The 21,960-nt window shown below is 63.5% G+C and carries 19 protein-coding genes; 9 read left to right on the top strand and 10 right to left on the bottom strand.

Annotation, left to right across the window (positions count from 1 at the left end):
- Positions 1-244: 244 nt before the first annotated feature.
- Positions 245-2,152 carry an adenylate/guanylate cyclase domain-containing protein gene (locus ACTJKM_RS23800; RefSeq protein WP_440661124.1) on the top strand — a complete coding sequence of 636 codons (1,908 nt, stop codon included), beginning with the start codon at positions 245-247 and terminating at the stop codon, positions 2,150-2,152.
- Between the two features lie 16 nt (positions 2,153-2,168).
- Here ACTJKM_RS23800 and ACTJKM_RS23795 read toward each other — a convergent pair whose 3' ends face one another.
- Entirely contained in the window at positions 2,169-2,759 is a 591-nt protein-coding gene (locus tag ACTJKM_RS23795) for a TetR/AcrR family transcriptional regulator (RefSeq protein ID WP_058327105.1), read from the bottom strand.
- Between the two features lie 169 nt (positions 2,760-2,928).
- On the opposite strand from ACTJKM_RS23795, the gene ACTJKM_RS23790 reads away from it, so the two are divergent.
- Positions 2,929-3,348 carry a RidA family protein gene (locus ACTJKM_RS23790; RefSeq protein ID WP_058327104.1) on the top strand — a complete coding sequence of 140 codons (420 nt, stop codon included), beginning with the start codon at positions 2,929-2,931 and terminating at the stop codon, positions 3,346-3,348.
- Positions 3,349-3,668: 320 nt separating this feature from the next.
- On the opposite strand, the gene ACTJKM_RS23785 is transcribed toward ACTJKM_RS23790, so the two are convergent.
- The 3 genes from ACTJKM_RS23785 to ACTJKM_RS23775 form a co-directional block, all read right to left on the bottom strand.
- Positions 3,669-4,526: a sigma-70 family RNA polymerase sigma factor gene (locus tag ACTJKM_RS23785; protein ID WP_058327103.1), complete on the bottom strand. Its 858-nt coding sequence runs from the start codon at positions 4,524-4,526 to the stop codon at positions 3,669-3,671.
- Positions 4,526-4,996, bottom strand: a complete 471-nt coding sequence (locus ACTJKM_RS23780) for a carboxymuconolactone decarboxylase family protein (RefSeq protein ID WP_058327102.1) — start codon at positions 4,994-4,996, stop codon at positions 4,526-4,528. The genes ACTJKM_RS23785 and ACTJKM_RS23780 overlap by 1 nt, the downstream gene beginning before the upstream one ends.
- Positions 4,997-5,185: 189 nt before the next feature.
- On the bottom strand, positions 5,186-5,449 hold the full coding sequence (locus tag ACTJKM_RS23775; protein WP_058327101.1) for a hypothetical protein: 264 nt from the start codon (positions 5,447-5,449) through the stop codon (positions 5,186-5,188).
- 277 nt (positions 5,450-5,726) lie between these two features.
- Between ACTJKM_RS23775 and ACTJKM_RS23770 the strand changes: the two genes are divergently transcribed.
- From ACTJKM_RS23770 to ftsZ, 7 genes are all read left to right on the top strand, one after another.
- Complete coding sequence (locus ACTJKM_RS23770) at positions 5,727-6,707, top strand: ABC transporter substrate-binding protein (RefSeq protein WP_058327100.1); 981 nt, start codon at positions 5,727-5,729, stop codon at positions 6,705-6,707.
- Positions 6,708-6,715: 8 nt separating this feature from the next.
- On the top strand, positions 6,716-8,488 hold the full coding sequence (locus ACTJKM_RS23765; protein ID WP_440661120.1) for an ABC transporter permease: 1,773 nt from the start codon (positions 6,716-6,718) through the stop codon (positions 8,486-8,488).
- Complete coding sequence (locus ACTJKM_RS23760) at positions 8,476-9,516, top strand: ABC transporter ATP-binding protein (protein ID WP_058327099.1); 1,041 nt, start codon at positions 8,476-8,478, stop codon at positions 9,514-9,516. The genes ACTJKM_RS23765 and ACTJKM_RS23760 overlap by 13 nt, the downstream gene beginning before the upstream one ends.
- A gap of 107 nt (positions 9,517-9,623) precedes the next feature.
- Complete coding sequence (locus tag ACTJKM_RS23755; RefSeq protein ID WP_057253906.1) at positions 9,624-10,691, top strand: WG repeat-containing protein; 1,068 nt, start codon at positions 9,624-9,626, stop codon at positions 10,689-10,691.
- Entirely contained in the window at positions 10,691-11,509 is an 819-nt protein-coding gene (locus ACTJKM_RS23750; protein ID WP_063893343.1) for a phosphotransferase, read from the top strand. Before ACTJKM_RS23755 ends, ACTJKM_RS23750 begins: the two co-directional genes overlap by 1 nt.
- Positions 11,510-11,674: 165 nt before the next feature.
- Positions 11,675-12,283 (top strand): glutathione S-transferase family protein, encoded by a 609-nt coding sequence (locus ACTJKM_RS23745; RefSeq protein WP_058327097.1) that lies wholly within the window; start codon positions 11,675-11,677, stop codon positions 12,281-12,283.
- Between the two features lie 462 nt (positions 12,284-12,745).
- The gene (gene ftsZ, locus ACTJKM_RS23740) at positions 12,746-13,780 is read left to right on the top strand and encodes a cell division protein FtsZ (RefSeq protein WP_057253912.1); all 1,035 of its coding nucleotides are present in this window, start codon (positions 12,746-12,748) and stop codon (positions 13,778-13,780) included.
- Positions 13,781-14,173: 393 nt separating this feature from the next.
- Here the strand turns inward: ftsZ and ACTJKM_RS23735 are convergent, their stop codons facing one another.
- The 6 genes from ACTJKM_RS23735 to ACTJKM_RS23710 all read right to left on the bottom strand — a co-directional run bounded on the left by ACTJKM_RS23735 (position 14,174) and on the right by ACTJKM_RS23710 (position 21,925).
- On the bottom strand, positions 14,174-15,769 hold the full coding sequence (locus ACTJKM_RS23735) for an ArnT family glycosyltransferase (RefSeq protein ID WP_058327096.1): 1,596 nt from the start codon (positions 15,767-15,769) through the stop codon (positions 14,174-14,176).
- A gap of 822 nt (positions 15,770-16,591) precedes the next feature.
- Complete coding sequence (locus tag ACTJKM_RS23730) at positions 16,592-16,723, bottom strand: hypothetical protein (RefSeq protein ID WP_280938101.1); 132 nt, start codon at positions 16,721-16,723, stop codon at positions 16,592-16,594.
- 207 nt (positions 16,724-16,930) lie between these two features.
- Complete coding sequence (locus ACTJKM_RS23725; protein ID WP_058327095.1) at positions 16,931-18,091, bottom strand: MFS transporter; 1,161 nt, start codon at positions 18,089-18,091, stop codon at positions 16,931-16,933.
- Between the two features lie 357 nt (positions 18,092-18,448).
- A complete protein-coding gene (locus tag ACTJKM_RS23720; protein WP_255571016.1) occupies positions 18,449-18,571 on the bottom strand; it encodes a hypothetical protein in 123 nt (40 codons plus the stop codon).
- Positions 18,572-18,813: 242 nt separating this feature from the next.
- Entirely contained in the window at positions 18,814-21,093 is a 2,280-nt protein-coding gene (locus ACTJKM_RS23715; protein ID WP_058327094.1) for a mechanosensitive ion channel family protein, read from the bottom strand.
- 274 nt (positions 21,094-21,367) lie between these two features.
- The gene (locus ACTJKM_RS23710) at positions 21,368-21,925 is read right to left on the bottom strand and encodes a DsbA family protein (protein WP_058327093.1); all 558 of its coding nucleotides are present in this window, start codon (positions 21,923-21,925) and stop codon (positions 21,368-21,370) included.
- Positions 21,926-21,960: the final 35 nt, after the last annotated feature.

Here is a 21,960-nt window from a genome sequence, read left to right as displayed (position 1 = left end):
TAACGATTGGAAGTCACGTGCGTGTTGATCGTGCAACCCAGGCAAAGCGATGCGGCGCCCTTGAGGAAAGTGACGGCGTCACGGACTAAGGCTTTTAGGGGCATTCCAGACAGACTCGACTTCAGCGCCTGCGGTTGCGCCGGAATTTGATGAACTCCTGCTCTTCATCCAAAAATTGCGCATTCCCGCCGGTTGGTCGTGGTGGTAGGTTTCCCGAAATACAGTCGCGTTTCGGGGGAGCTGCGTGAACTGGTCCAGACCCCTCAAAGTGCATCTCAGTGTCCTTGTCGTGGCCCTGCTTCTGTGCACGGCGACGCCGATCATCTGGATGGCGTTCAGCCAGGGCAGGGAGGCGGCCGTTCTCTCGGGCGCCAGGCACATGCGCGAGATGAGCTTTCGACTGATCGAAGGCTATCGAAATGCGCTGGAAGGGGGCCATGAGGCCGTCGGACTGGCGTCCGCGGTGCCGCAGCTCATTCCCACGCTGCCTCTGGGCCTGGAGGCAAAACAGCAGTTCTTCCTGGAGGTGCTTCGAAGCGTGTCCAACGCGACGAGCATCTATGCCGGCTATCCCGATGGTTCGTACCTGCAGCTGATCAACACCGAAAGGGACTATGTTCGCCAGAGCCTGGCAGCGCCTGAGGGTGCAGCCTTCGCCATCAGGACAATCGCGCCGGGACAGCAGGGTTGGGGGGCGATATCGACCCTTCGGTTTCTCGACCGCCAGACAAGGCCGATCGGGGAGGCGAAGTCCGAGCCGACATCCTTCGATCCGCGGCAGCGCCCCTGGTATCAATCCGCCGTTTCAAGCGGTGCGGCGGTTTCCGTCGGGCCATTCGTCGCGGGAACGCTCCGGGTTCCGACGCTCGCTTTGGCCGCGCCGATGAAGGAGGACCACCGGGTCGTCGTTGGCGTCAACATTCACCTTCAGACCGTCAGCCGGCTGCTCGATCCGCGGGAGATCTCGCCACGCGCCCGCTCCTTCATCATCGGCGACGGCGACACGATCGTCGCCCATTCCGACCCGGCGATCATGGGCAGGATCTTGGGAACCTGGTCGGGCGGGCGCGCCGTCGACATGGGCAGTCTCGATATGAGCGTGGCGGCCGTGGCGCGACTGCGCAAGGATCCGCGTTATGCCAATGGCGGCCTTGCCGAGATCGATCTTGACGGCGAGCGCTATCTTGCGCAGGTCGCCCCGGTCAGCGTTGACGGCCTGTTCAGGGGGAGTTCGGTCGCCATCGTCGTGCCGCTTGACGATCTCGTTGCGCAGGCCAACCGGTTGCTGGTGCGCAACCTGTTGATTGCCGCCGGCCTTCTGGTGGCCGGCGTGTTCGGATCGCTGATGCTGTCGCGGGTGATCAGCCAGAAGCTTTACCGGCTCGCCGACGAGGCGCGCCGGATCGGCGATCTGAATTTCACCGGCAAGGGCGTGGCGCATTCGTGGATCACGGAGATCAACACGCTCGGGGGCGCGCTTGCTGCCAGCCGCCGTGCCATCCTGCAGTTTGCGCTCTACGTGCCGCGCGAGGTGGTGCGGCGGATCATCGACCCTCAGGGCGGGGCGGTGGTCAAGGGCAGGCGGCAGGAGGTGACGGCACTCTTCACCGACATTCGCGACTTCACCACCATTTCCGAGCAGCATTCGCCGGAGGATGTGGTCGACATTCTCTCGGCCTATTTCGAGCTCCTGAACGGCATCGCCGAAGAGCATGGCGGGACCGTGGTGCAATATCTCGGCGATTCCATCTTCGTCGTGTGGAATGCGCCCGTCGAGGATATCAGGCACGCCGAACACGGCTGTCGTTGCGCGCTGGCGATGAAGGCGGCGGTCGAGGGCCTGAATGCGGCCAACCGCCAGGCGGGCCGGCCCGAATTGTTCACACGCTTCGGTTTGCACACCGGTCCGGCCGTCGTCGGCAGCATCGGGGCGGCCTCGCGCCAGCAATACACGGCCATGGGCGACACCATCAACGTCGCCTCCAGGCTCGAAGGGTTGAACAAGGAGTTCAATACGTCGATCCTGGTGAGCGTCGCCGTGCACGACGCGGTCGCCCGCAGCTTTGTTTTCCGCGAAATCGGGCTGGTGCAGGTCAAGGGACGTGCTGCGAAGATCGACCTTTGGGAACTGGTGGGAGAGCGCGGAGGGTAGGGTCGCGCCGCTTGGCTCAACGTTCGGCAAGCAGGCCCGAGGCCAGGGACTGGAAGGCATCGATCGCTTTCGGCAGCACGTCCTTCGGATCGTCGCTGGCGGCGACCCAGAGGGCGGCGTTGAGTGCGGCACCGCTCAAGAGCCTCGCTGCGGCTTCCGGATCAACCGGCTTCAGCACGCCTTTCTCCAGCAGCTGCTCGACCGAGCGCTGTGTCGCCTGCAGGCAGCTGTTCTGGCTCGGCCATTTCGAGGGATCGCCGAGCACGGCCGGTCCATCGAGCAGCACGATGCGCTGGACCTCCGGGTCGAGCGCCATCTCGATGTAGGCGGCACCTTCGGCCAGCATGGACTGCCAGGCGTCGTCGCTTTCGCCGCCGATCTCCTTGGCGCGCGCGGCCATCTCGCCGTCGATCTCATTGACGACGGCGGCGAGCAGCCCGCGCTTGTCGCCGAAATTATGGTAGAGCGCGCCGCGCGTCAGGCCGACATCGGCGGTGAGCTCGTCCATGGAAGCGGCGGCGTAACCCTTTTCGGCGAAGGCCTTTCGCCCCGCCGCGATCAGCTTCACGCGGTTTTCTTCCATCGTCTCCTGGCGCGTTCTGGCCATGTTGCCCTCAATTTCATATACGGTGCGTATATGAAATTGACATACGCGCCGTATTTGGTTAGTTCATATACGTGGCGTATATCAAATGAAGCAGGTTTTGTGAAGTTCTGCCTGATCGGGCAGCGCTCGCCCGTTTCGGCGCCCTGGATTCAGGAAAAGGACCAGACAGATGACACGCGATGCAATCTTTCCCGCAAACAGGCATGCGCTTTACGAGGCCCACGGCTATTCGGCCGCGATCCGCTCTCAGGATCTGCTGTTCGTTTCCGGCCAGGTCGGCAGCCGCGAGGACGGATCGCCCGAGCCGGATTTCGCCCGCCAAGTCGAACGCGCCTTCGGCAATCTCGAGGCGACCCTGAAGGCGGCCGGCTGCACCTTTGACGACATCGTCGATGTCACCACCTTCCACACCGACCCGGAAAACCAGTTCGAGACGATCATGGCCATCAAGAACCGGATCTTCACCGAAAAGCCCTATCCGAACTGGACCGCCATCGGCGTCAACTGGCTTGCCGGCTTTGATTTCGAGATCAAGGTGATTGCGCGGATTCCGGAGAGTGCTGGAGTTGGGCGCGAGCGGGCGGCCTGACACCGCCGGTAGACCGCTGACAAAGCCGAAATGCTTTTTGGCGAGGGTTGTCCCATTCTCCCTCATCCTCGCCCCTGTGGCGGGGATCCAGCGGCCCGACGTCGGTCGGGTCAAAAGAACCTTTCAGCCCAAGGACTTGGGCTGGTCCGCAGTTCCATTGGAACTGCTAGAGATTCCTGTGACGAGCACAGGAATGACGGAGATTTTGGCTGACGCACCGGCTTCTCCCGCAAGCTTACAATGATCAAACATAGTTTTGTCAGCAGTCTGTCGGGTGGCTTAGTGCCGCCCGGAACAGTAACGCCGGATAATGCCCACGCCTAATGCAGATGCACCAGCTTGTCCGGGTTGCGCACCACATAGATCGCCACCACCTTGCCGTCCTCGATCTCAAGCGCGGTCGTCTGCAACTCGCCGTCGGCTTCCCTGGTGACGAAGCCGGGGAGACCGTTGATGAAGCCGGTGCGCACCAGCGTGGAGCCGTGTTTGGCAAAGAGGGCGGCCAGTTGCTGGTGCACCTTCATGACGGCATCGAAGCCGAGGATTGGCCGCATCGCCGCCGGGCGTTTGCCGCCGCCGTCGGAATGGACGCTGACATCGGCCGCCAGCATCGCGCCGAGCGTCTTCATGTCGCCGTTTCGGGAAGCCGCGAAGAAGGCATTGGCCAGTTCGAGCCCGCGCTGTTGTTCGATCTGGAAGCGCGGTCGTTCCTCGCGCACATGGGTCCGGGCGCGGGCGGCGAGCTGGCGGCAGGCGGCGGCATCGCGCTCGATCGTCGTTGCGACCTCCTCGAAGCTCAGGCCGAAGACGTCGTGCAGCAGGAAGGCGGCGCGCTCCAGCGGTGACAGCCGCTCCAGAGCGAGCATCAGGGGGAGGGTAACATCGTCCTCCGGCTCCTCTTCGACCACGGGATCGGGAAGCCAGGGGCCGACATAGGTTTCGCGTTTGAGCCGCGCGGATTTCAATTGGTCGAGGCAGAGCCTGGTCACGGTGCGGCGCAGGAATGCTTCGGGTTCGCGCACGGCCGTGCGGTCGGCCCCCATCCAGCGGATGAAGGCCTCCTGCACCATGTCCTCCGCATCGGCGACCGAGCCGAGCATGCGGTAGGCGACGCGGATCAGCTTCGGACGCAGCGGGTCGAAAACCGCCGCTGCGTCCTCTTGGGGGGTGCCCGCCATCAGGCGGCCTTCCCGGCTGCGGCCTTTGCCTCTGCCGGATCGACCCAGAGGCCAAAGCCGACGGCGAGACGGTTCCAGCCGTTGATGACGTTGATCATCAGCGTGAGCTTCACCTGTTCCTCCTCGGTGAACTGTTGCTTCAGCGCTTCGTAGGCCTGTTCATGGGTGTGGCCTTCCGAAAGCCGCGTCAGCGCTTCGGTCCAGCCTAGCGCGGCGCGCTCGCGATCGGAATAGCAGGGCGCCTCGCGCCAGGCCGAAAGCAGGTAGATGCGCTGCTCGGTTTCGCCCTTCGCGCGTGCTTCCTGGGTGTGCATGTTGATGCAGTTGGCGCAGCCGTTGATCTGCGACGCACGGATCTTGACGAGCTCGATGATGGTCTGGTCGAGGCTCGCGGCAACGGCGACGGAGGTGCCCATCCAGTTCTTCATCAGTTGCGGTGCGGCGGCGAAAAGGTCGATCTTGGCAGTCATGGTTCCGTTTCCTTTCGTTGGTTCCGATACCATGACGAGCGAGCTACGGCCGGTGTGACATCGGCGCGAAATTTTTTACGGAATCTTTTGCGGCGGGCTCGTCGGCAGCTTGGGTGATGCAACATTTGAAGGCATCCTTCCCCCTCCGATCACGCCCTGGCCACCCGCGATCCACGCGGTCGGCGGCGCCTATTCGGCGGAAGGTTGGCTGCGGCGTTCCAATATGGACTGAAACAGATCGGCCTGGCGCTCGGTGGCGAGGCGAATTTTCTTGAGCTGTCCGAGCAACGAGCCGAAGGCCGCAAGCGCGACGCCTGCGCCGATGCTAGGCGATGCCGACTGCAGGGCAAGGAGAATGCCCATCCAGCCGAAAGACGGCACGGTTGCTTGTAGCGCGAACGCCAGCGATACGACGATGACCACTGCTCCGGCAATTTTCAGAAAAGCGTCCATGGTAGTTCCTCCGCTCGCATTCCGTGCAAGCTTTCCCGGTCTGCACGTCTTGTCAAGGGAGCGTGCGTTCTCCCGGTGAGGGAGCGAGACAGGGCGCTTGCCGTTCTACAGCGCCGCGCGTCTTTTAAGACGCGCAAAGGTCGCTGTAGCACTTTGATTTGCTGCATGTCTTTGTCCTTAAATCGAGCTCGCTTTAAGGAGACATGCAGTAGCTGTCACACCCCTGTAAAACGTCCTCTCTATCCCTCGGCGCCAGTTTCAACACGAGGGTATATCCATGAAATCCTTTGTTTCCGCCATTGCCGGCGCTCTCGTCGCGGGCCTGCTTTCGACCGCGGCCTACGCCGAAAGCCTGGTGCTCTATACCAGCCAGCCGAACGAGGACGCGCAGGCGACCGTCGATGCCTTCCAGGCGGCCAATCCCGGTATCGAGGTCGAATGGGTGCGCGAGGGCACGACGAAGATCATGGCCAAGCTGATGGCCGAGATCGAAGCCGGCAATCCGGTCGCCGACGTGTTGCTCATCGCCGACACCGTGACGATGCAGCGGCTGAAGGAAGCCGGGCATCTGGCCGACTACAAGTCGCCTGAGGCCGCCAACTACGACGCTTCGCTCTATGACGCCGACGGCGCCTACTATTCGACCAAGATGATCACGACCGGCATCGTCTACAACACCTCGGCCGCGATGAAGCCTGCCGGCTGGCAGGATCTCACCAAGACCGAAGCCAAGGGCCTGGTCACCATGCCGAGCCCGCTGACCTCGGGTGCTGCTCTCATCCACGCGCAGACGCTGACCAACATCGATGGTCTCGGCTGGGATTATTACAAGGCGCTCGCCGCAAATGGTGCCACGGCTGCTGGCGGCAATGGCGGCGTCTTGAAGGCGGTTGCGACCGGCGAGAAGGCCTATGGCATGCTCGTCGATTTCATGGCAATCCGCGAAAAGGCCAAGGGTGCGCCGGTGGAGTTCGTCTTCCCGGCCGAGGGCGTTTCGACTGTCACCGAGCCGGTCGGCATCCTGAAGACTGCCAAGAACGTCGATGCCGCCAAGAAGTTCGTCGACTTCCTGCTGTCCGAGGAGGGCCAGAACACGGCGGTGAAGATGGGCTATATTCCGGCCCGCAACGGCGTGGCGCTGCCCGAGGGCTATCCGGCCCGCGAGACGATCAAGGTGCTGCCCGTCAACGCCGCCGAAGCGGTGAAGAACTCCGACACCGACCTCAAGACCTTCTCCGGCATCTTCGGCACGAACTGATACGTTCGATGCTTGAACGCAATGATCGGCGCAGCCGGCCCCGCTGGCTGCGCATTCCCTTTCAAAGCCGGACACAGGACGTGCGGCAGGTGAGGGTGGGTGCCACCCCCGCCGCCGAGCCGTGCTGGCTGGTGCCCTTCGTTTTCGCCTGCCTGTTTCTCATCTGCCTGCTGCCCCTCGTCAGCCTGGCGAAGGCCGGCTTTGCCGGGCTTGTCTCCGGCCGTTCCATCGGCGTGCTCAGCGAGCCCGCGACCTTCGCGGCGATCCGCAACACGCTGCTGACGGCGACCGGCGGCATGGTCGTCTCGGTCGTTATCGGCGCGCTCTTCGCCTTCGCCGTGGCGCTGACGGATGTGCGCGGCAAGCTGGCCTTAAGCTTCGCCTTCATGCTGCCGATGATGATCCCGCCGCAGGTGACCGCACTTGCCTGGGTGGAAATGACCGGGCCGGCGAGCCCGCTTCTGAAGACGCTGGGGATCGCGCCGCCGCTCGGCAGCCCGCAGCCGCTCTATTCGCTCGCGGGCATTTCGCTGCTTCTCGGCGTCCAGCACGCACCGCTGGTCTTCCTGGCGCTGAAGGCCGGGCTTTCGGCCTCGCCGCGTGATGGGGTGGAGGCGGCAAGGCTTGCGGGTGCCACGCCGTTCCGCGTCATCAGCGATATCGTCGCGCCGCTGTCGCTGCCGGGTCTGATTGCCGGGGCGGCGATCGCCTTCGTTTCGGGTGTGGGCAATTTCGGCATTCCGGCGATCCTCGGCATTCCCGCTGGGATCGAGGTGCTGCCGACCTTGATCTACACGAGGCTGGCAAGCTTCGGTGCCGGCACCTTCGGCGAGATCGCGCTGCTTTCGAGCCTCATCGCCGTGATCGCCGCGGCCGGACTGATCCTGCAGCAGCGGGCGCTTTCCGGTCGGGACTACCGCATCATCGGCCTCGCCGGTGCCAATGCCGCTTTCACGCTCGGGCGTTATCGCCCGGTCGTCGAACTGGCGCTGGTGGCGATCCTGTTCTTCGTGCTGGCGGCGCCGCTGGCTGCGCTTGTCGCAAGCTCGCTGGTGCCGGCCTATGGCGTGCCGCTCAACCTTCAGACGGTGTCGCTGCGCGCTTACGAAGAAATCCTCTTTCGCCAGGCGATGACGCTGAAGGCGCTTGGCAACTCGATGTTCCTTGCGAGCACCGCCGCGATCGGCTTGCTCGCGGTCTCCGTACCCGCGGCCTACCTGATGACCCGGCGCAAGGGGTGGCTCTCCAATACGCTCGGCATCCTCATCGAAATTCCCTATGCGCTGCCCGGCATCGTGCTGGCGGTCGCCTTTATCCTGACCTTCGCCGCGCCGTTGCCTCTCCTCAACGTCTCGCTCTACGGCACGATCTGGATCATCCTGATCGCCTATTTCTCGTCGTTCTTGGCGGTCAGCCTGAAGCCGGTGATGAGCGCCTTTCTGCAGATGGACCCGTCGCTGGAAGAGGCGGCGCGGCTTGCCGGCGCCGGTTTCCTCAGGCGCATGCGCGACGTGATCCTGCCCTTGGTGGCGCCGGCTGCCGGGGCCGCGATCATCCTCGTCTTCCTCATCGCCGCCAACGAACTGACGGTCTCCGCACTGCTCTGGTCGGCCGGCACCCAGACGCTCGGCGTCGCCATCTTCAATCTCGACGACAGCGGTTCGTCCGATCTTGCCGCAGCGCTCTCGGTGCTTGTCGTGGTGATGGTCGTGCTGTTGATGGCGGCGCTCGAGGCGCTTGCGAAATATCTTCCCGAGGGCGTGCTGCCGTGGCGCAACTGATCCTCAATCACCTCACGAAACATTTCGGCGGCGGGCGGCCGGCGGTATCGGATGTTTCGCTGACCGTGCGGGAAGGCGGCTTCCTGGCGCTGCTCGGTCCCTCGGGCTGCGGCAAGACCACGGTGCTGCGCATGATCGCCGGCTTCGAGCAACCAACCGACGGCTCGATCGATTTCGGCGAAAGGCGGCTTTCCGACGCATCGCGGGCGCTGCCGCCGGAACGGCGCAACATGGCGATGGTGTTTCAGTCCTATGCGCTGTGGCCGCATATGACGGTGGCCGAGAATGTCGGCTATCCGCTGAATGTGCGCGGCATTTCCGGTGAAGCCTGGCGACGAAACGTCGGCGAGGCGCTGGCGCTGGTGAAGCTCACCGATTATGCTGATCGCCGGCCCGCGGCCCTTTCCGGCGGCCAGCGCCAGCGCGTGGCGCTTGCCCGCTGCCTGGTGACCTCGCCGGATGTGGTGCTGCTCGACGAGCCGCTCGCCAATCTCGACCAGCATCTGCGCAAGTCGATGGAGGAGACCTTCCGCATCTTCCACGAGCGCTCGGGCGCGACGATGATCTACGTGACCCACGACCAGGCCGAGGCGATGGCGCTCGCGACCGATGTCGCCGTCATGTCCGAGGGGCGGCTGATGCAGATGGCGTCGCCGGCGGAGATTTACGCGAGGCCTGAGGGTGCCGTCGTCGGCGGTCTGATTGGCCGCGGCTCGGTGCTCAGGCTGCCGCTGTCCGAGGGGGCGCCCAGGGCGCTGGAGTGGCCGGCGCTGCGGACCGCACTTGGCGGCATGGGCAAGACAGGCGCTGCCGATGAGGCAGTCCGCGATGTGCTGGTGCGGCCGGAGCATGTGAGCCTCGACGGCGAGGGGATGGCGTTTCGCGTCATCTCCTGCGTGTTCGAGGGTGAGCGTTTTGCACTGACGCTTTCGCTGCCCGACGGGCAGGCGCTGAAGGCGTATTGCGACAGGGTGACGACGCCGGGCGAGACAGCACGCTTCGTCATCAGCCGCGGGTGGCGGCTTTGAAGAATGAAGTGGGCTGCTCGGCGCCTGTTCAACCTTTGATTAGCGCGATCATGTTAGCAAATCCTGCGTGCTAGGATTGATGCTGAGCGAAGCGTGAAATGCCGGGAATGGATGAACAGAGCCTGTGGGACCTGCGGTCCCATCATAACGGAAGAACGGGATACATTGATCGCTCCGGCAACTGGGCAATCGAGCCGCGTTTTGACCAAGCCTATGCGTTCGACGGCGACAGAGCGGCGGCTGTGTTCCAGGGGCGGTGGGGCACCTTGGACCGGAAAGGTCAATGGACGCATGCTCCCGGCGAGGTTTCTCACATCTCAACTTATGGCGAAGGTCCATTGCGTGCCCAAGTCGGTCAGAAGTGGGGCCTCCTGGATGAGCGCGGCCGCTGGATTGCACAACCACAGTTCACGTTCATACGCGGCTTTTCGAATGATCGTTGCGTCGCCATGCATGACGGCCTTTATGGCTGCCTCGACGCAAATTTCAGATGGATCATCGAACCCCGTTTCCAGTATCTCGGAGCTTTTTGCCGCGGGCTCGCGGTCGCGAAGTTACCCGGTGGCAGCTACGGCTACATCGACGAGAATGCCAACTGGATCATTCAGCCGCAGTTCAGCACAGCCCACAGCTTTCAGGGCGATGAAACGGACACGGCAGTGGTGGGCTTGAGATGGAAGGATGGAAGCTACCAGGAAGGCTACATCGACCGCGGCGGGCGATGGTTCATCGAACCTAGCTTCAAGTCCGCCAGTGGATTCAAACAGGGAGCCGCCGTCTGCAGCCGAGAAGATCCCGGCGACCCATATCCGCTCGATTGGCCGTGTGGTCTGATCGACACATCGGGAGAATGGGTCGTGGAACCGCGCTTCGAAAACCTATGGATTGCGGGTGACGACCTGTTTGCCGCCAAACACGATGGCTGTTGGGGTTTCATCGATCGGTGTGGCAATTGGCTGCTCGAACCGGTCCTCGATATGATCTCACATGTTGAAGACGGGCTGATCGAGGCTGCGGACGACCGGCGCGGTATTCTCAGCAGGGCCTTCGAGTGGGTGGTCGACCCGATCTATGATGCGGTTGAAATCCGTGGCGAACTGATCAGCGCAGTTTACTTTGGTCGACAATGCTATCTGGATCGAAATGGAAAATCTGTCACCGGCTGGTTTTTATGATGGCGAGCGAGCTAATTAGCTTACCAGGGAGCGAGAAGGGGGACGAGCGCCCGCTTGCCGGCGGCAACGTCAACGCCGGCGTCGTGCGTGTGGGCGATACGGTGCGTCGCGCAACCGCGCCGCAGAGCGCAAGCGTGCACCGGCTGCTCCTTCATCTGGAGGCTAGGGGCTTTCAAGCATCGCCGCGCTTCCTGGGCATTGATGATCATGGGCGCGAGGTCCTGAGTTTCCTTGATGGCGAGGCCGGCGTGTCTTCGGAGATCTGGCTTTCCGAGCGTGCCTTGACCGCCGCTGCCGCGCTGCTCAGGGCCTATCATGACGCGACTGCCGATTTCGAATTCACGGCGGCCGATCTCTGGGCCTTCCGGGATCCGGATCAAAGTCGCTCAGAGGTCGTCTGCCACAATGATTTTGCGCCGTACAATCTCATTTTCCGCGGCGGCGAACCGGTGGGGGTCATCGACTTCGATCTTGCTGGGCCCGGGCCTCGCCTGCGTGATCTTGCCTATCTCGCCTATTGGATGGTGCCGCTTTCCTTCCATACCGAGGAATTGAAGGTGGCGGCGCTGGCGGATCTCGACGACGGCAGCCGGCGTCTCAAACGCTTCTGCGAAACCTACGGCCTTGCCTGCGACGACGCGCTGCTTGCCATGGTGGTCGAGGTGCTTCGGCATATGGGCGACGAGGCGGCGATGCTGGCGATGATCGGCGCGGCCGCGACCGAGCGCCTGAAGCGGGACGGGCATCTCGATCACTGGCAGCGGGAACGGGAAGCCTTCGAGCGCCATAGGGCATTGCTGTCGCTAAACATTGCGTAGCCGCCTTTGACGCGCCGAGAGCAGGTCGATGGCTCGGCGAAAAGATTTGCTGCCTTTAGAAATAAACCATTGAGTTAAATGAAACCGGTTGTTATAAACAACCAGTATCCCGCGCAGATGCGGTTGGGGAAACGAGGCGGGTGGCCTCATCGACAGGAGGATAAGATGAAGCTTTATCAGGGCATGGGGCCGAATTCGTATCGCGTACGCATCTTCATGGCGGAGAAGGAGATTTCGGTGCCGATGGTGGATGTCGATTTCGCCAAGGGCGAACACCGGGCGCCGGAGTTCCTGGCGGTCAATTCGCTCGGGCAGATCCCAGTGCTGGAGCTCGACGACGGAACCATCATCACCGAGAGCGTTGCGATCTGCCGCTATCTCGAGGAGACGAATCCCGAGCACCCTCTCTTCGGCCGCGATGCCGTCAGCCGCGCCAAGGTGGAGATGTGGAACCGGCGCGCCGAACTGGTGATCCTCGGCACCGTCGGCAATGTGGCGCTGCATTCGGACGCCTTCTTCGCCGAACGGCTGACGCAGTTTCCGGCTTTTGCCGAGACCGAGCGGGAGGCGGTGCCGAAGAAATGGGGCTGGCTCGACGACGAACTTTCGGATGGCCGGCCGTTCCTCGCCGGTGATGAGTTCTCGATCGCCGACATCACTGCAGGTGTGACGGCCTGGCTCTGCGATGTCTTCGGCATGGAGATCCCGGCTTCGGCCCGTCATGTTCAAAGCTGGCTGGAGCGGGTGCGCTCGCGGCCGAGTTTTGAGGCTTAGGGCTCAACAAAGGGCAGGGCGGTTGCCTGTACTGCGGATCTGCCCCTCATCCGGCCTGCCGGCCACCTTCTCCCCGCCAGGCGGGGAGAAGGAAATACGCCGCGCCCTCTCGTTGCAAATCAACCTTCGCAGGCGCTGCTTCTTCGGCAAAAGATGGCAAGTCGCGACGCAGCAGTGATCCTCGTCCCCTCTCCCCGCGTGCGGGGAGAGGGCTAGGGTGAGGGGCAATTTTGGTACGCAACATCGGCGTAACCCATTGATCCGAAAGTCAATTTTACACGCGTTGCCGAATGCGGTCGAGCTTGGAATTGCCACCGAAAGGACCCGCTAAAATTCATATGTGGATAGGCGTTCTGTCCTTTTTCCTTGCCTTCTCCATGGCTTTTTTCAATTCCTAAAATAACAGCTGCCCGATTCGCCGCTGCCGGTGCCCGCAGGGCGCTGGCTCTAGGAGACAAAGCCATGACCGATTTCAAGAAGCCCACGATCACCGAAATGCGCCCGAAGATCACCGTCATCGGGGTCGGCGGCGGTGGCGGCAACGCCATCAACAACATGATCAACGAAGGGCTTCAGGGCGTCGAATTCGTGGTGGCGAATACGGATGCGCAGGCGCTCGCCATGTCGAAGTCGTCGCGCATCATCCAGCTCGGTGCTGCCGTCACCGAAGGCCTTGGCGCCGGCTCGCTGCCGGACGTCGGCCGGGCGGCGGCGGAGGAATCGATCGACGAGATCATGGATCACCTCGGCGGCACGCATATGTGCTTCGTCACCGCCGGCATGGGCGGCGGCACGGGCACGGGGGCGGCACCGGTGATTGCGGCTGCGGCGCGCAAGGCCGGCATCCTCACGGTCGGCGTCGTCACCAAGCCCTTCAGCTTCGAGGGCAAGCGCCGCATGGAGACGGCGGAGCAAGGTGTCGAGCGGCTGCGCGAGGCGGCTGACACCGTCATCGTCATCCCCAACCAGAACCTCTTCCGCATCGCCGACGCCAAGACCACCTTTGCCGATGCCTTCGTGATCGCCGACCGGGTGCTTTATTCCGGCGTCGGCTGCATCACCGACCTGATCGTCAAGGAAGGTCTGATCAACCTCGACTTCGCCGACGTGAAGTCGGTCATGAAGGGCATGGGCCGGGCGATGATGGGCACCGGCGAGGCAACCGGCGAGGGCCGGGCGCTGAAGGCTGCCGAAGCGGCGATCGCCAACCCGCTGCTCGACGAAGTGTCGATGCGCGGCGCCAGGGGCGTGCTGATCTCGATCTCCGGCGGCATGGACATGACGCTGTTCGAAGTGGACGAAGCCGCGACCCGCATCCGCGAAGAGGTCTATGACGAGGCCGATATCGTCGTCGGCTCGATCTTCGACCGCACGCTCGACGGCACCTTCCGCGTCTCCGTCGTCGCGACCGGCCTCGATTCCGCGCGTTCGGCCAACAATGCCGCCGGCGCTGCCGCTGGCCAGCCCGCACCGGCCCCGACCCGCACGCTGCAATAGGGCACACACGCCCCAAGCGGGCGTTGATTCAAGACAACAGGACGCCATGCGCTCATCCGGGTGCATGGCGTTTTTGTTGCGCCCCTCATCCGCCTGCCGGCACCTTCTCCCCGCAGGCGGGAAGAAGGGACGTTGCGGCATGATCACCGTTTCCTCTGCTCGCTTGCAGCCGCGGGATACCTTGAGGGAGCACAGCCGGCTTCTTGTTTCCGTATGCGAGAGGTGGCGGAAAGGAGACGTGGGAGCTGCGCGCGGTTCCCTCTCCCCGCAGGCGGGGAGAGGGTCAGTCCTCGGGTTAAACCCGAGGAGAGGGGCGGGGCCAACCGGAAGGAAAATCCATGTCGCGCGCCCATGAGAGCCGCAAACGCGCCGCGACGGGTGAAGCCGAGCGGTTCACTTCCAAGCCGCTGCATTCGCCCGTGGCGCCAGCCGGTAGATCAGCATCGTGTCGTCGTCGACGACGCGTTCGGCTGTCTTGTCGAGATAGGCGATCAGCCCCTTGTTGTATTCGAGGAGCTTGCGCCGCTGCATGTCGCGGGCGTTCTTGGTGATGCCGAACCAGGTGGCGTTCCGGGCGCGCAGGTCCTCCAGCGCCTCGATCGCGTTGTCGTCTTCCATCAGCATCGACCATTCGGTTTCGCCGCCGCCGGGCGGGAAGACCCAGCCGCGGCGGCGGCTGTAATAGATCGCCACGGGATCGCCGATCGTCGGCGTTGCGGTGATGACGAGATCGCCGGGCTGGCTGAGCTCGCTGAGCTTCGTGCCGAGCTTTTCGCCGTGATCGGCATAGGGTGTCTTCATCAGTGACAGGCCGGGGATGCTGCCGCCGATGACGACGACGGCGGCGATCGCCGCGAGGCGCAGCGCGCGCGTGCGAAAGCCCTGTTCGCGGCCGATGCCGACGAGCAGGATCAGGCCGCACCCGGCAAGTGCTGCCATCGGCACATTGAAGATATGGAAGTTCCAGGGGTTGGTCTTGATTTCGCGCGCGGCAAAGACATAGACGATCGCCGCCCCCAGGAACCAGACATGGAAGAACCAGGGCGCGCGACCCGACTTTGCCTGCGTCTGCGCATCGCCTGCCGTCGGCGGCGCGGTCAGGAGCGCGATGCCGGTCAGCACCACCACCGGCAGGGTGAAAAGCCAGTTGCTGGCGATCGTCCAGGTGGCGGGAATGTAGAAGGCTTCGTCGAGGAAGCGGGAAAGACCGTCGCTCCAGAGATAGCCGCTGCCGGCGACATGGTAGGGCGGATAGTTGGTGCCGAGGTAATGCGCCCAGCGATAGTAGCCGAGGATCAGCGCACCGGCGGCGAGTGCGACAGGCAGGATTGCCAAGAGCCGGCCGAGGCTGAGCCTGCCGCGTTGGTGCAGGATGGCGAATGTCGCGTAGGTCATCGGTACGACCACGGCGATGCCCGGGAGCTTGGCAAGCACGCCTGTCGTGGTGAGGAGGCCGGCCGCGATGAGAACGGGCAGGCGATCGTTCTGGAGATAGGCGACATAGGCCCAGGCGCCCGTTGTCACCAGCGCCAGCATGGCCGGATCCGGCAGAAACGAGCGGTCGATCATGACAGCGCCCGGCATGATCGCCAGCAGGAAGGCGCCGGCATGGGCGTGGGCCTCGTCCCAGAGCCGCGCGATCAGCCGATGCAGAGCGAAGACGCCCCAGATACCGAAGGCGATGGCGACGAGCCGGCCCCAGGTGTCGTCCCAGCCGAAGACGGCATAGAGAAGGGCGGTGATATAGGAGACGACCTGCAACTCGCGGCCCTGATAGGAAGGGTCGGGGCCGGTCCAGCTGACCTCCGGAAAGAAGATGTTCCAGCTGCGCAGGAAGAAATTGTCGGCCATCATCGCCGTGCTCGCCTCGCGCCAGCTGAAGGCATCGACCAGCGGCTGCTGAACGTCATGCAGGCGGAACAGGGCGGCGAGCACCAGGATCGCGGCGAGTATCGCGCCATTCATGTGCCTGTGATCGAACCCCGACATATGCCTCCCCAGGCGCGCCGAACGACCCTGACGACGACCGCGAGCGAGATGGGTGCCCTCCGGTAGGCTTCCGCCATGCGCCGTCGCCTGTATCCCTTAGTCTAGGACGAATATAATTAAGTAATCGCTGATTGTCTTGGCGGGAAAAGCTGGAAAACGGCCCCGTTTTCGGGCCTCGATGCGTCGCCAAGACTAATCCCTGGCGTGTGCCGTAGCCCAAAGGGACAGCTTGTCCAGAAACGCGCCCGGTCCTATAAAATTAGTACAAGCAAACTGTTGAGCACGACGCTCGCAGTTGCGCGTTGCTTTCGACCTTGACCACGGATGTACTGGCACGCGTTTTGAGAGCGAAAGAACAGAAGGGCCGGAGCCGCGCGCTCCGGCCTTTTTTGTTGGGACGGGCCGATCGCCCTCCTGAAGTCCGCCGGCTCGGGCAACAGCGCGACGGCCAGGCCGCCGGCAACAAAACGAAGGTTCAAGATGGTGATCGGTTAAGTTGTCTCTTGTGATCTTCTATCGCAACTTTGCCGTTTGGCAAGGCGCCTGAGGATCGTGACACCAAGTGGAGGCGTGAACGCCGAACGGCCGACGCGCAAGTCTGGCGCGGTTCGCTTTCACGAATTGTTCCTCACCCAATTGGGGGAAATGGTTAGAGTGAGACCGCTTTCGTGCTTGGAGCGTTCTCTCATCGTTCGTCGCGTATTAGTCATTGCGCAATTGGGCGCGACCAATTTCCGGGTGGCGGAACGATAGACAGGCCGCGGCTGGGGCAGGCGCGGCCACCTTGTGACGGCCGCCCGCGTCGCGGGCAAGGGGAAAGGTTTACAGGCCCAGCAACCAGAACAGCGCGCCGAACACGAGGATGAAGGCGACGACGGCGCCGATGAATCGCAGCATGCCGGTGTTGGTGTCGCCCGTGCCGACAAGACAGTACCAAAGATTGTTATTGTTCATGTTGCAGCGCTCCGTTTTGCACGTTCCGGTCTTACCAGAACCACCCGGGGATGCTCTTACCAGAACACCCCGGGGATGGAAGCGCAAGCCGGGCGCGCGGCAGTCGGGGTGCGCCCCGGCTGGCCATGGTTGCGGGATCCAGGGAGAGTTCCCGCCGGCGGCACGAAACCGCGCGCCCAGGGGCGCGGTCGTCTGCCGCGGTCGCGGCTATGCGGACGGAGCCTCCTTCACCTTCGGCAGTGCGCAGAGGATGGCGACCGAAAGCAGGTGAATTGCGCTAACGACGAGGGCGAGGGCCGGCAGTCCTTTGGTGATGACAGGCGCTGCCGCCATCGTGCCCAATGTGGTCGTCATGAAGATGAAAAAGACGATCAGCGCCGAGCCGCGAGCATCATTGCCGCCGGAAGCGACGATGCCGCGGTAGAAGCCGATGGGGCCACGCAGGCCGAGGCCAATGCCCATGGGCAGGAAGAGAACGGGCACGAGCAACGGATTGGTTCCGCCTGAGAGGCCATAGGCGAGGAGAGCGAACGCGCTTGCGGCGGCCATCGCGCTGCCGGCCATGATGACTTCTTCCGTGCCGAAGCGCTCGGCGATCTTCGCGGTCAGATTGGCGGCGACGATGAAGCCCGCGACGCTGACGATCTGCACGATGATGAAATCGTTGAGCGTGCCGCCCATCGTCTCGACGATCACCATGGGAATGCCGAACACGAAGGTCAAAACGCCACCGAGCGTCATGGCCTGGCTCAGTGCGTAGCGCATGAAGACGGGATCCGTCAGCAGCTGCAGATAGGTTCCTTGGGTGCCGCTTCTTCGTTGTTCGCGCGGAAGGCCGATCGCCAGCATCAGGACGAAGACGATCGCTCCGGCGGCGCCGAGAAGCTCGAACGACGATTGCCAGCCGAAATGCGCAAGAAGTGCCACGCCGGCGATGGGCACAAGCGCCGGAACCAGCGACTCGACGCTTCCGAGAAAGCCGATGGCGCGCACGGCCGTCTTCTCGCTGAACAATTGCCGGATGACGCCCGGCGCAAACACGGGCGCAGCGCTGGCGGCGATACCCTGCAGGAAGCGCAGGCCGATGAGGACGGCGATATCAGGCGCAAAGGCGCCGGCAAGGGAGGTGGCGGCAAAGGCGGCAAGGGCTGCGACCATCAGCGTCTTGCGATCGAAGTGATCGGCGAGGTGGCCGAAGAGCAGGAGGCCGAGTGCACTGCCGCCGACATAGGCGGCAAGCACCATCTGCGCGGTCGCTTCGCTGGCGGAAAACACGCCCGGCAGGATCAGGTCGGTGCCGGCAAGGGAAAGCGCGGTGCAGATGATGAGCAGGATGAAGGTGAAGGAAGCGCTGGATGATCCTGTCATAGCAGGATCACCAGGCTGCGGGAGAGCGCATGTCGCATCGTCAACGTCTCGATATCAGTTGGAAGGATCGGCCTGATCTCCCGCCCCTAGAGCGAGAAGGTCGGCCAAGCCGTTCCCGCTGCTATCCAGAGACGCACATAGGGAGTGGGGCCGCCGGGGCGGTCAGACGTTTGGCAGCAATGATGAGCCGATACGATCGCATGCGATGAGGATTGCAGAAGACGGAGATCGCTGCAAGACGGAATGAAACCTATGCGGGAGGGGCTGAACGACTTCTGCGAGCATCGCCCGAGCCGGTCCGGTGGTCAGGACCCGCTGGGAGCGGGAGGGGGCGACCGGTCTATTTGCAAAGACCGCTCAGAGGGCGGCAAGTTCCTCGGCCGTCGCAACGATGTGCGTGTTGCCGATGGAATGATCGGCATATTTGAACGCCAGAATGCTCATGACTGACGCGACGAGGGCTACCAGGATGATACGCATTGGGGCGCTCCGAGCTCTTGCTGCCTGACCATGATCTTTCGTTGGGCCAGGCGTTGACCGAACCGGAACCGATGCCCCGATTGAAAGGCCATCGGCCTTTGTGCATTTGTTTTAGCAACGGAACCGGGTGGATGTTGTTCCCGCGGGGACAGGGCGCAAGGCGTTGCCCGATGGAAAGGCCATGCTGACACGAGCCGCGACGAGCACAGGAAGTCTGTCGCCGCGTCGCGCCGGATTGACCGTTACCCTTCCGCGTCTGCTGCTTCCGGTGCCACCGGCTTCTTCGCCAGCGCCAGGTTTGCTGCCGCCGCCTCCGCTTCCGCCGCACCCGCTGCACCGGAGCGCACGGTCACGGCGTTGGAGGCGAGGTCGAGGCCGGCTTCGCGCAGCGCCGGAAGCAGGCGCTTCATCGCCTCGCGCTGGAGGATGCTGGGGTTGCCGGGGCGGGCGGTGAACTTAAGGCGGACGACGAGGGAGTTTTCGGTGACGTCCTGGATGCCCTGCATCTTCAAGGGCACCAGGAATTCGCTGCCGATCTCCGGGTCCTCCAGCATGGCGAGGCCAACCTTCTTGATGGCCTTGCGGATCTTTTCAGGGTCGGCGTCGCGCTCGAATTTCAGCTCGAACTTCACCGTGCTCCAGTCGCGGCTGAAATTGGTCACCGCCTGAAGCTGGCCGTAGGGGACGGTGTGGATCTGGCCGTTCTGGTGGCGCAGCCTCAGCGAACGCAGCGAGATGCGCTCGACCGTGCCCTTGAGCTTGCCGGTATCGACATATTCGCCGACGCGGAAAGCGTCGTCGGCGATGAAGAAGATGCCGGAGACGACATCCTTCACCAGCGTCTGCGAGCCGAAGGAAAGCGCCAGACCCAGCACGCCGAAGCCCGCCAGCAGCGGCGCGATGTTGATGCCGAGCGCCGAGAGAACGACGAGGCTGGTGACAGCAAAGATGGCGCCGAAGATGAGGTTGCGGACGAGCGGCAGGATGGTCGACAGCCGGCTTGTCTGATGAACCATCGTCTCGTCCTCGCTGTCGCCGGGCATGGCGACGCGGGCAGACGGCGAGAAGGCTTCGAAGCTCCGCCAGAGGAAGCTGCAGATCACCCAGGCGGCCACGACCGCAAGGCTGATGCGTTCGAGAACGACGATCCAGCCGACGGCGGCGGCGGTGTCGTCCTGGACCATGATCGGGCGCCAGAGCTCGATGATGATGTGCAGGCCGATCAGCCAGGTGGCGCCGGCAAGTGCCGTCTGGATGCTGCCGGAGATCGCCGCATGCAGCCTGGAGGAGGCGGGCGTGCGGCGGCGTTCGGCGGCGGCACCGGCCAGCGAATGGATGCCGAAGGCGAGGATCGGCAGCGCAAGCAGGATGATCTGCGTGGTGCCGCCGGCAAAGCTCCAGGCCGCGCTGTTGGGGCTGCCGGCAACGATGACGCTCATCAGCCAGAGCACGATGGCGCTCAGCGCATAAAACTCCGGCACGCCGAAGGCGATGGCGCGACGCACGGGGCCGGGGTTCTCGCCGGCAAAGAGCGCGCGGATATCACCCGCGCCACCGATGAACCAGTGGAGCTTCACCACCGTGAGGATGCTGACGCCGATCAGCAGCCAGCCATCGGTGGCGGAAAGGTCCAGCCCGCGCTGATGGGCGAAACGCATGCTGGCGCCGACGACGGCGCTGGCCGCGCCATAGGTGGCAAGCATGTTGGCGTGGAAGCGCGGATGGGCAATATCGAGCAGGCGGATTTCGGGTCGCGTCGGCGCGAAGAGGAAGCGGGCGCCGACGGCATAGACGGCGGCGACGACGGCGATGGTGATCAGGGCATGGGCAAGCTCGGCCGAGCCCGTACCGCGCGTCAGGAGCAGCTGGGCGATCGTGTGGCCGACGGCGGCGAAGATCACCAGATAGGCGATGTCGAAGCCGAGCCGGATCACCGAGGCGCGCACGCGGTGCAAGAGGTCGACCACCTCGAAGGAAGCGCCAAACAGCCGATGGATAAGGGAGCGGCTGGCGAAGGCGGCGGCCAGCCCGGCGGCAATGGCCAGCACGGAAATGGCGGCAACCGAGACGACCGACCAGCCTTCGGCGCGGATGCCTGCCGCAACGTCAGCCATCACGCCGGCGATGCCGGAGATGCCCGCAAAGCCCATCTGCAAGCCATTGAGAAAACGGGCGGAAAGGGTGTCAAAGGAATCCTCGGGGTCAGCGAGTGGAGCGGCTTGCTGTGGCGTACCCGCCGGCGTCGCGGCGACGGCCGGTGTGGCGGCGTGGGTGTTGTCAGGTGTCGCCGCGCTGGCCGGCGCTGCGGCCTGATTTGCCGCGTCGCGCCACTCGACCGTGACCGGACCGCCTGCTTTCGCCGCGGCGCGCAAGGTTTCCTCGATCTCGGCAGGGCTTTGGCCGGGCGTGAGAATGACGGTGATCGGCGCTGGTGCCGTCTGGGCAAGGGCGGGCAGGGCGAGCGCGAGAAGCAGCGCCAGGCTCGCCAGCAGGTGACGGCAGAAAAAGCAGTTATATGCCATGAATTTCACTCATCGAGCCCCGTCGCGCGCCATGCGCTCATCCGCATCACATTACACAACGTCCTAAAATTCCAATCCTATTTTGAATGGAAGGGGCGTCAGCAGCACGCACGCTCTGCCAGATCGCTTCGGGTTGGAAGCGAGCTCGGCCGGAATGCCCGATGGGTAAAGCCGACCAAGAGGTGGTCGCCTGGCCGAGCCGCGCAATTCCCCACAAGCATATGTGCATGAGCACTTTAACGGACCCGGCTGCTCCAGCCTTCCGCGCACCCCATCAACCAAGCAACTTCCTTGCCCAGTCCGAAACATCATCGCCGCTGCTGACGTCCGGTTGCACGATTCCGTCGATCATGAAGGTCGGGGAGACGTGGATGCCGTTCTGTCGCGCAAATTTGCAATGCCACTTGATTTCCCGGTCGAGATCCGGGATCGCGAATGCGGCCTTGAGCTTGACGCCGCTATAGCCTTCCAAGCGCTCGATGATCTGGTTGGGTGTAGCGTCCAGATTGGGGCCGCCGGCATGATGGACGAATTCGAACCCTTCCCGATGCGCAGCGACTGCAGCGATGACTTTCTTCGCGGTATTCTTGCCGCCCTCAAGTGTCGAGGCCGCGATGATGCAGCGAACGATGACACCGGAATACATATGCCAGGGCTGCGACTGCAGGCGGACCTTAATAGTGACGTTGTCTTCGCCGGCCTGGTCGAGCAGGGCGTCGAGCTTGCTAAATGCCTTGGTGGAGTAAGGATCGGTCGGCTCCAGAAAGACCTCGAAGAGATGTGGACCGGTGCCCCAGGTGAGTGGATCGGCGTGCCAAGCTGAGTTGGTCATGGGACTTCCTCTCTTTTCAGGGTCGACGGGTTGGG

It is taken from the genome of Ensifer sp. 22460, assembly GCF_052044935.1.
In the GTDB taxonomy this organism is placed as follows: Bacteria; Pseudomonadota; Alphaproteobacteria; order Rhizobiales; family Rhizobiaceae; genus Ensifer.
Note: the sequence above shows the minus strand (reverse complement) of the source record. Positions and strands in the feature narration are given on the sequence as shown.

Excerpts from the sequence above, each read along its gene's own strand:
- ACTJKM_RS23735 (WP_058327096.1), bottom strand. The coding sequence starts at position 15,769 with ATGTCGGGGTTCGATCACAGGCACATGAATGGCGCGATACTCGCCGCG.
- ACTJKM_RS23745 (WP_058327097.1), top strand. The coding sequence starts at position 11,675 with ATGAAGCTTTATCAGGGCATGGGGCCGAATTCGTATCGCGTACGCATC.
- ACTJKM_RS23790 (WP_058327104.1), top strand. The coding sequence starts at position 2,929 with ATGACACGCGATGCAATCTTTCCCGCAAACAGGCATGCGCTTTACGAG.
- ACTJKM_RS23780 (WP_058327102.1), bottom strand. The coding sequence starts at position 4,996 with ATGACTGCCAAGATCGACCTTTTCGCCGCCGCACCGCAACTGATGAAG.
- ACTJKM_RS23750 (WP_063893343.1), top strand. The coding sequence starts at position 10,691 with ATGGCGAGCGAGCTAATTAGCTTACCAGGGAGCGAGAAGGGGGACGAG.
- ACTJKM_RS23785 (WP_058327103.1), bottom strand. The coding sequence starts at position 4,526 with ATGGCGGGCACCCCCCAAGAGGACGCAGCGGCGGTTTTCGACCCGCTG.
- ACTJKM_RS23795 (WP_058327105.1), bottom strand. The coding sequence starts at position 2,759 with ATGGCCAGAACGCGCCAGGAGACGATGGAAGAAAACCGCGTGAAGCTG.
- ACTJKM_RS23755 (WP_057253906.1), top strand. The coding sequence starts at position 9,624 with ATGGATGAACAGAGCCTGTGGGACCTGCGGTCCCATCATAACGGAAGA.
- ACTJKM_RS23715 (WP_058327094.1), bottom strand. The coding sequence starts at position 21,093 with ATGGCATATAACTGCTTTTTCTGCCGTCACCTGCTGGCGAGCCTGGCG.
- ACTJKM_RS23730 (WP_280938101.1), bottom strand. The coding sequence starts at position 16,723 with ATGAACAATAACAATCTTTGGTACTGTCTTGTCGGCACGGGCGACACC.
- ACTJKM_RS23725 (WP_058327095.1), bottom strand. The coding sequence starts at position 18,091 with ATGACAGGATCATCCAGCGCTTCCTTCACCTTCATCCTGCTCATCATC.
- ACTJKM_RS23775 (WP_058327101.1), bottom strand. The coding sequence starts at position 5,449 with ATGGACGCTTTTCTGAAAATTGCCGGAGCAGTGGTCATCGTCGTATCG.
- ACTJKM_RS23770 (WP_058327100.1), top strand. The coding sequence starts at position 5,727 with ATGAAATCCTTTGTTTCCGCCATTGCCGGCGCTCTCGTCGCGGGCCTG.
- ACTJKM_RS23710 (WP_058327093.1), bottom strand. The coding sequence starts at position 21,925 with ATGACCAACTCAGCTTGGCACGCCGATCCACTCACCTGGGGCACCGGT.
- ACTJKM_RS23720 (WP_255571016.1), bottom strand. The coding sequence starts at position 18,571 with ATGCGTATCATCCTGGTAGCCCTCGTCGCGTCAGTCATGAGCATTCTG.
- ftsZ (WP_057253912.1), top strand. The coding sequence starts at position 12,746 with ATGACCGATTTCAAGAAGCCCACGATCACCGAAATGCGCCCGAAGATC.
- ACTJKM_RS23765 (WP_440661120.1), top strand. The coding sequence starts at position 6,716 with ATGCTTGAACGCAATGATCGGCGCAGCCGGCCCCGCTGGCTGCGCATT.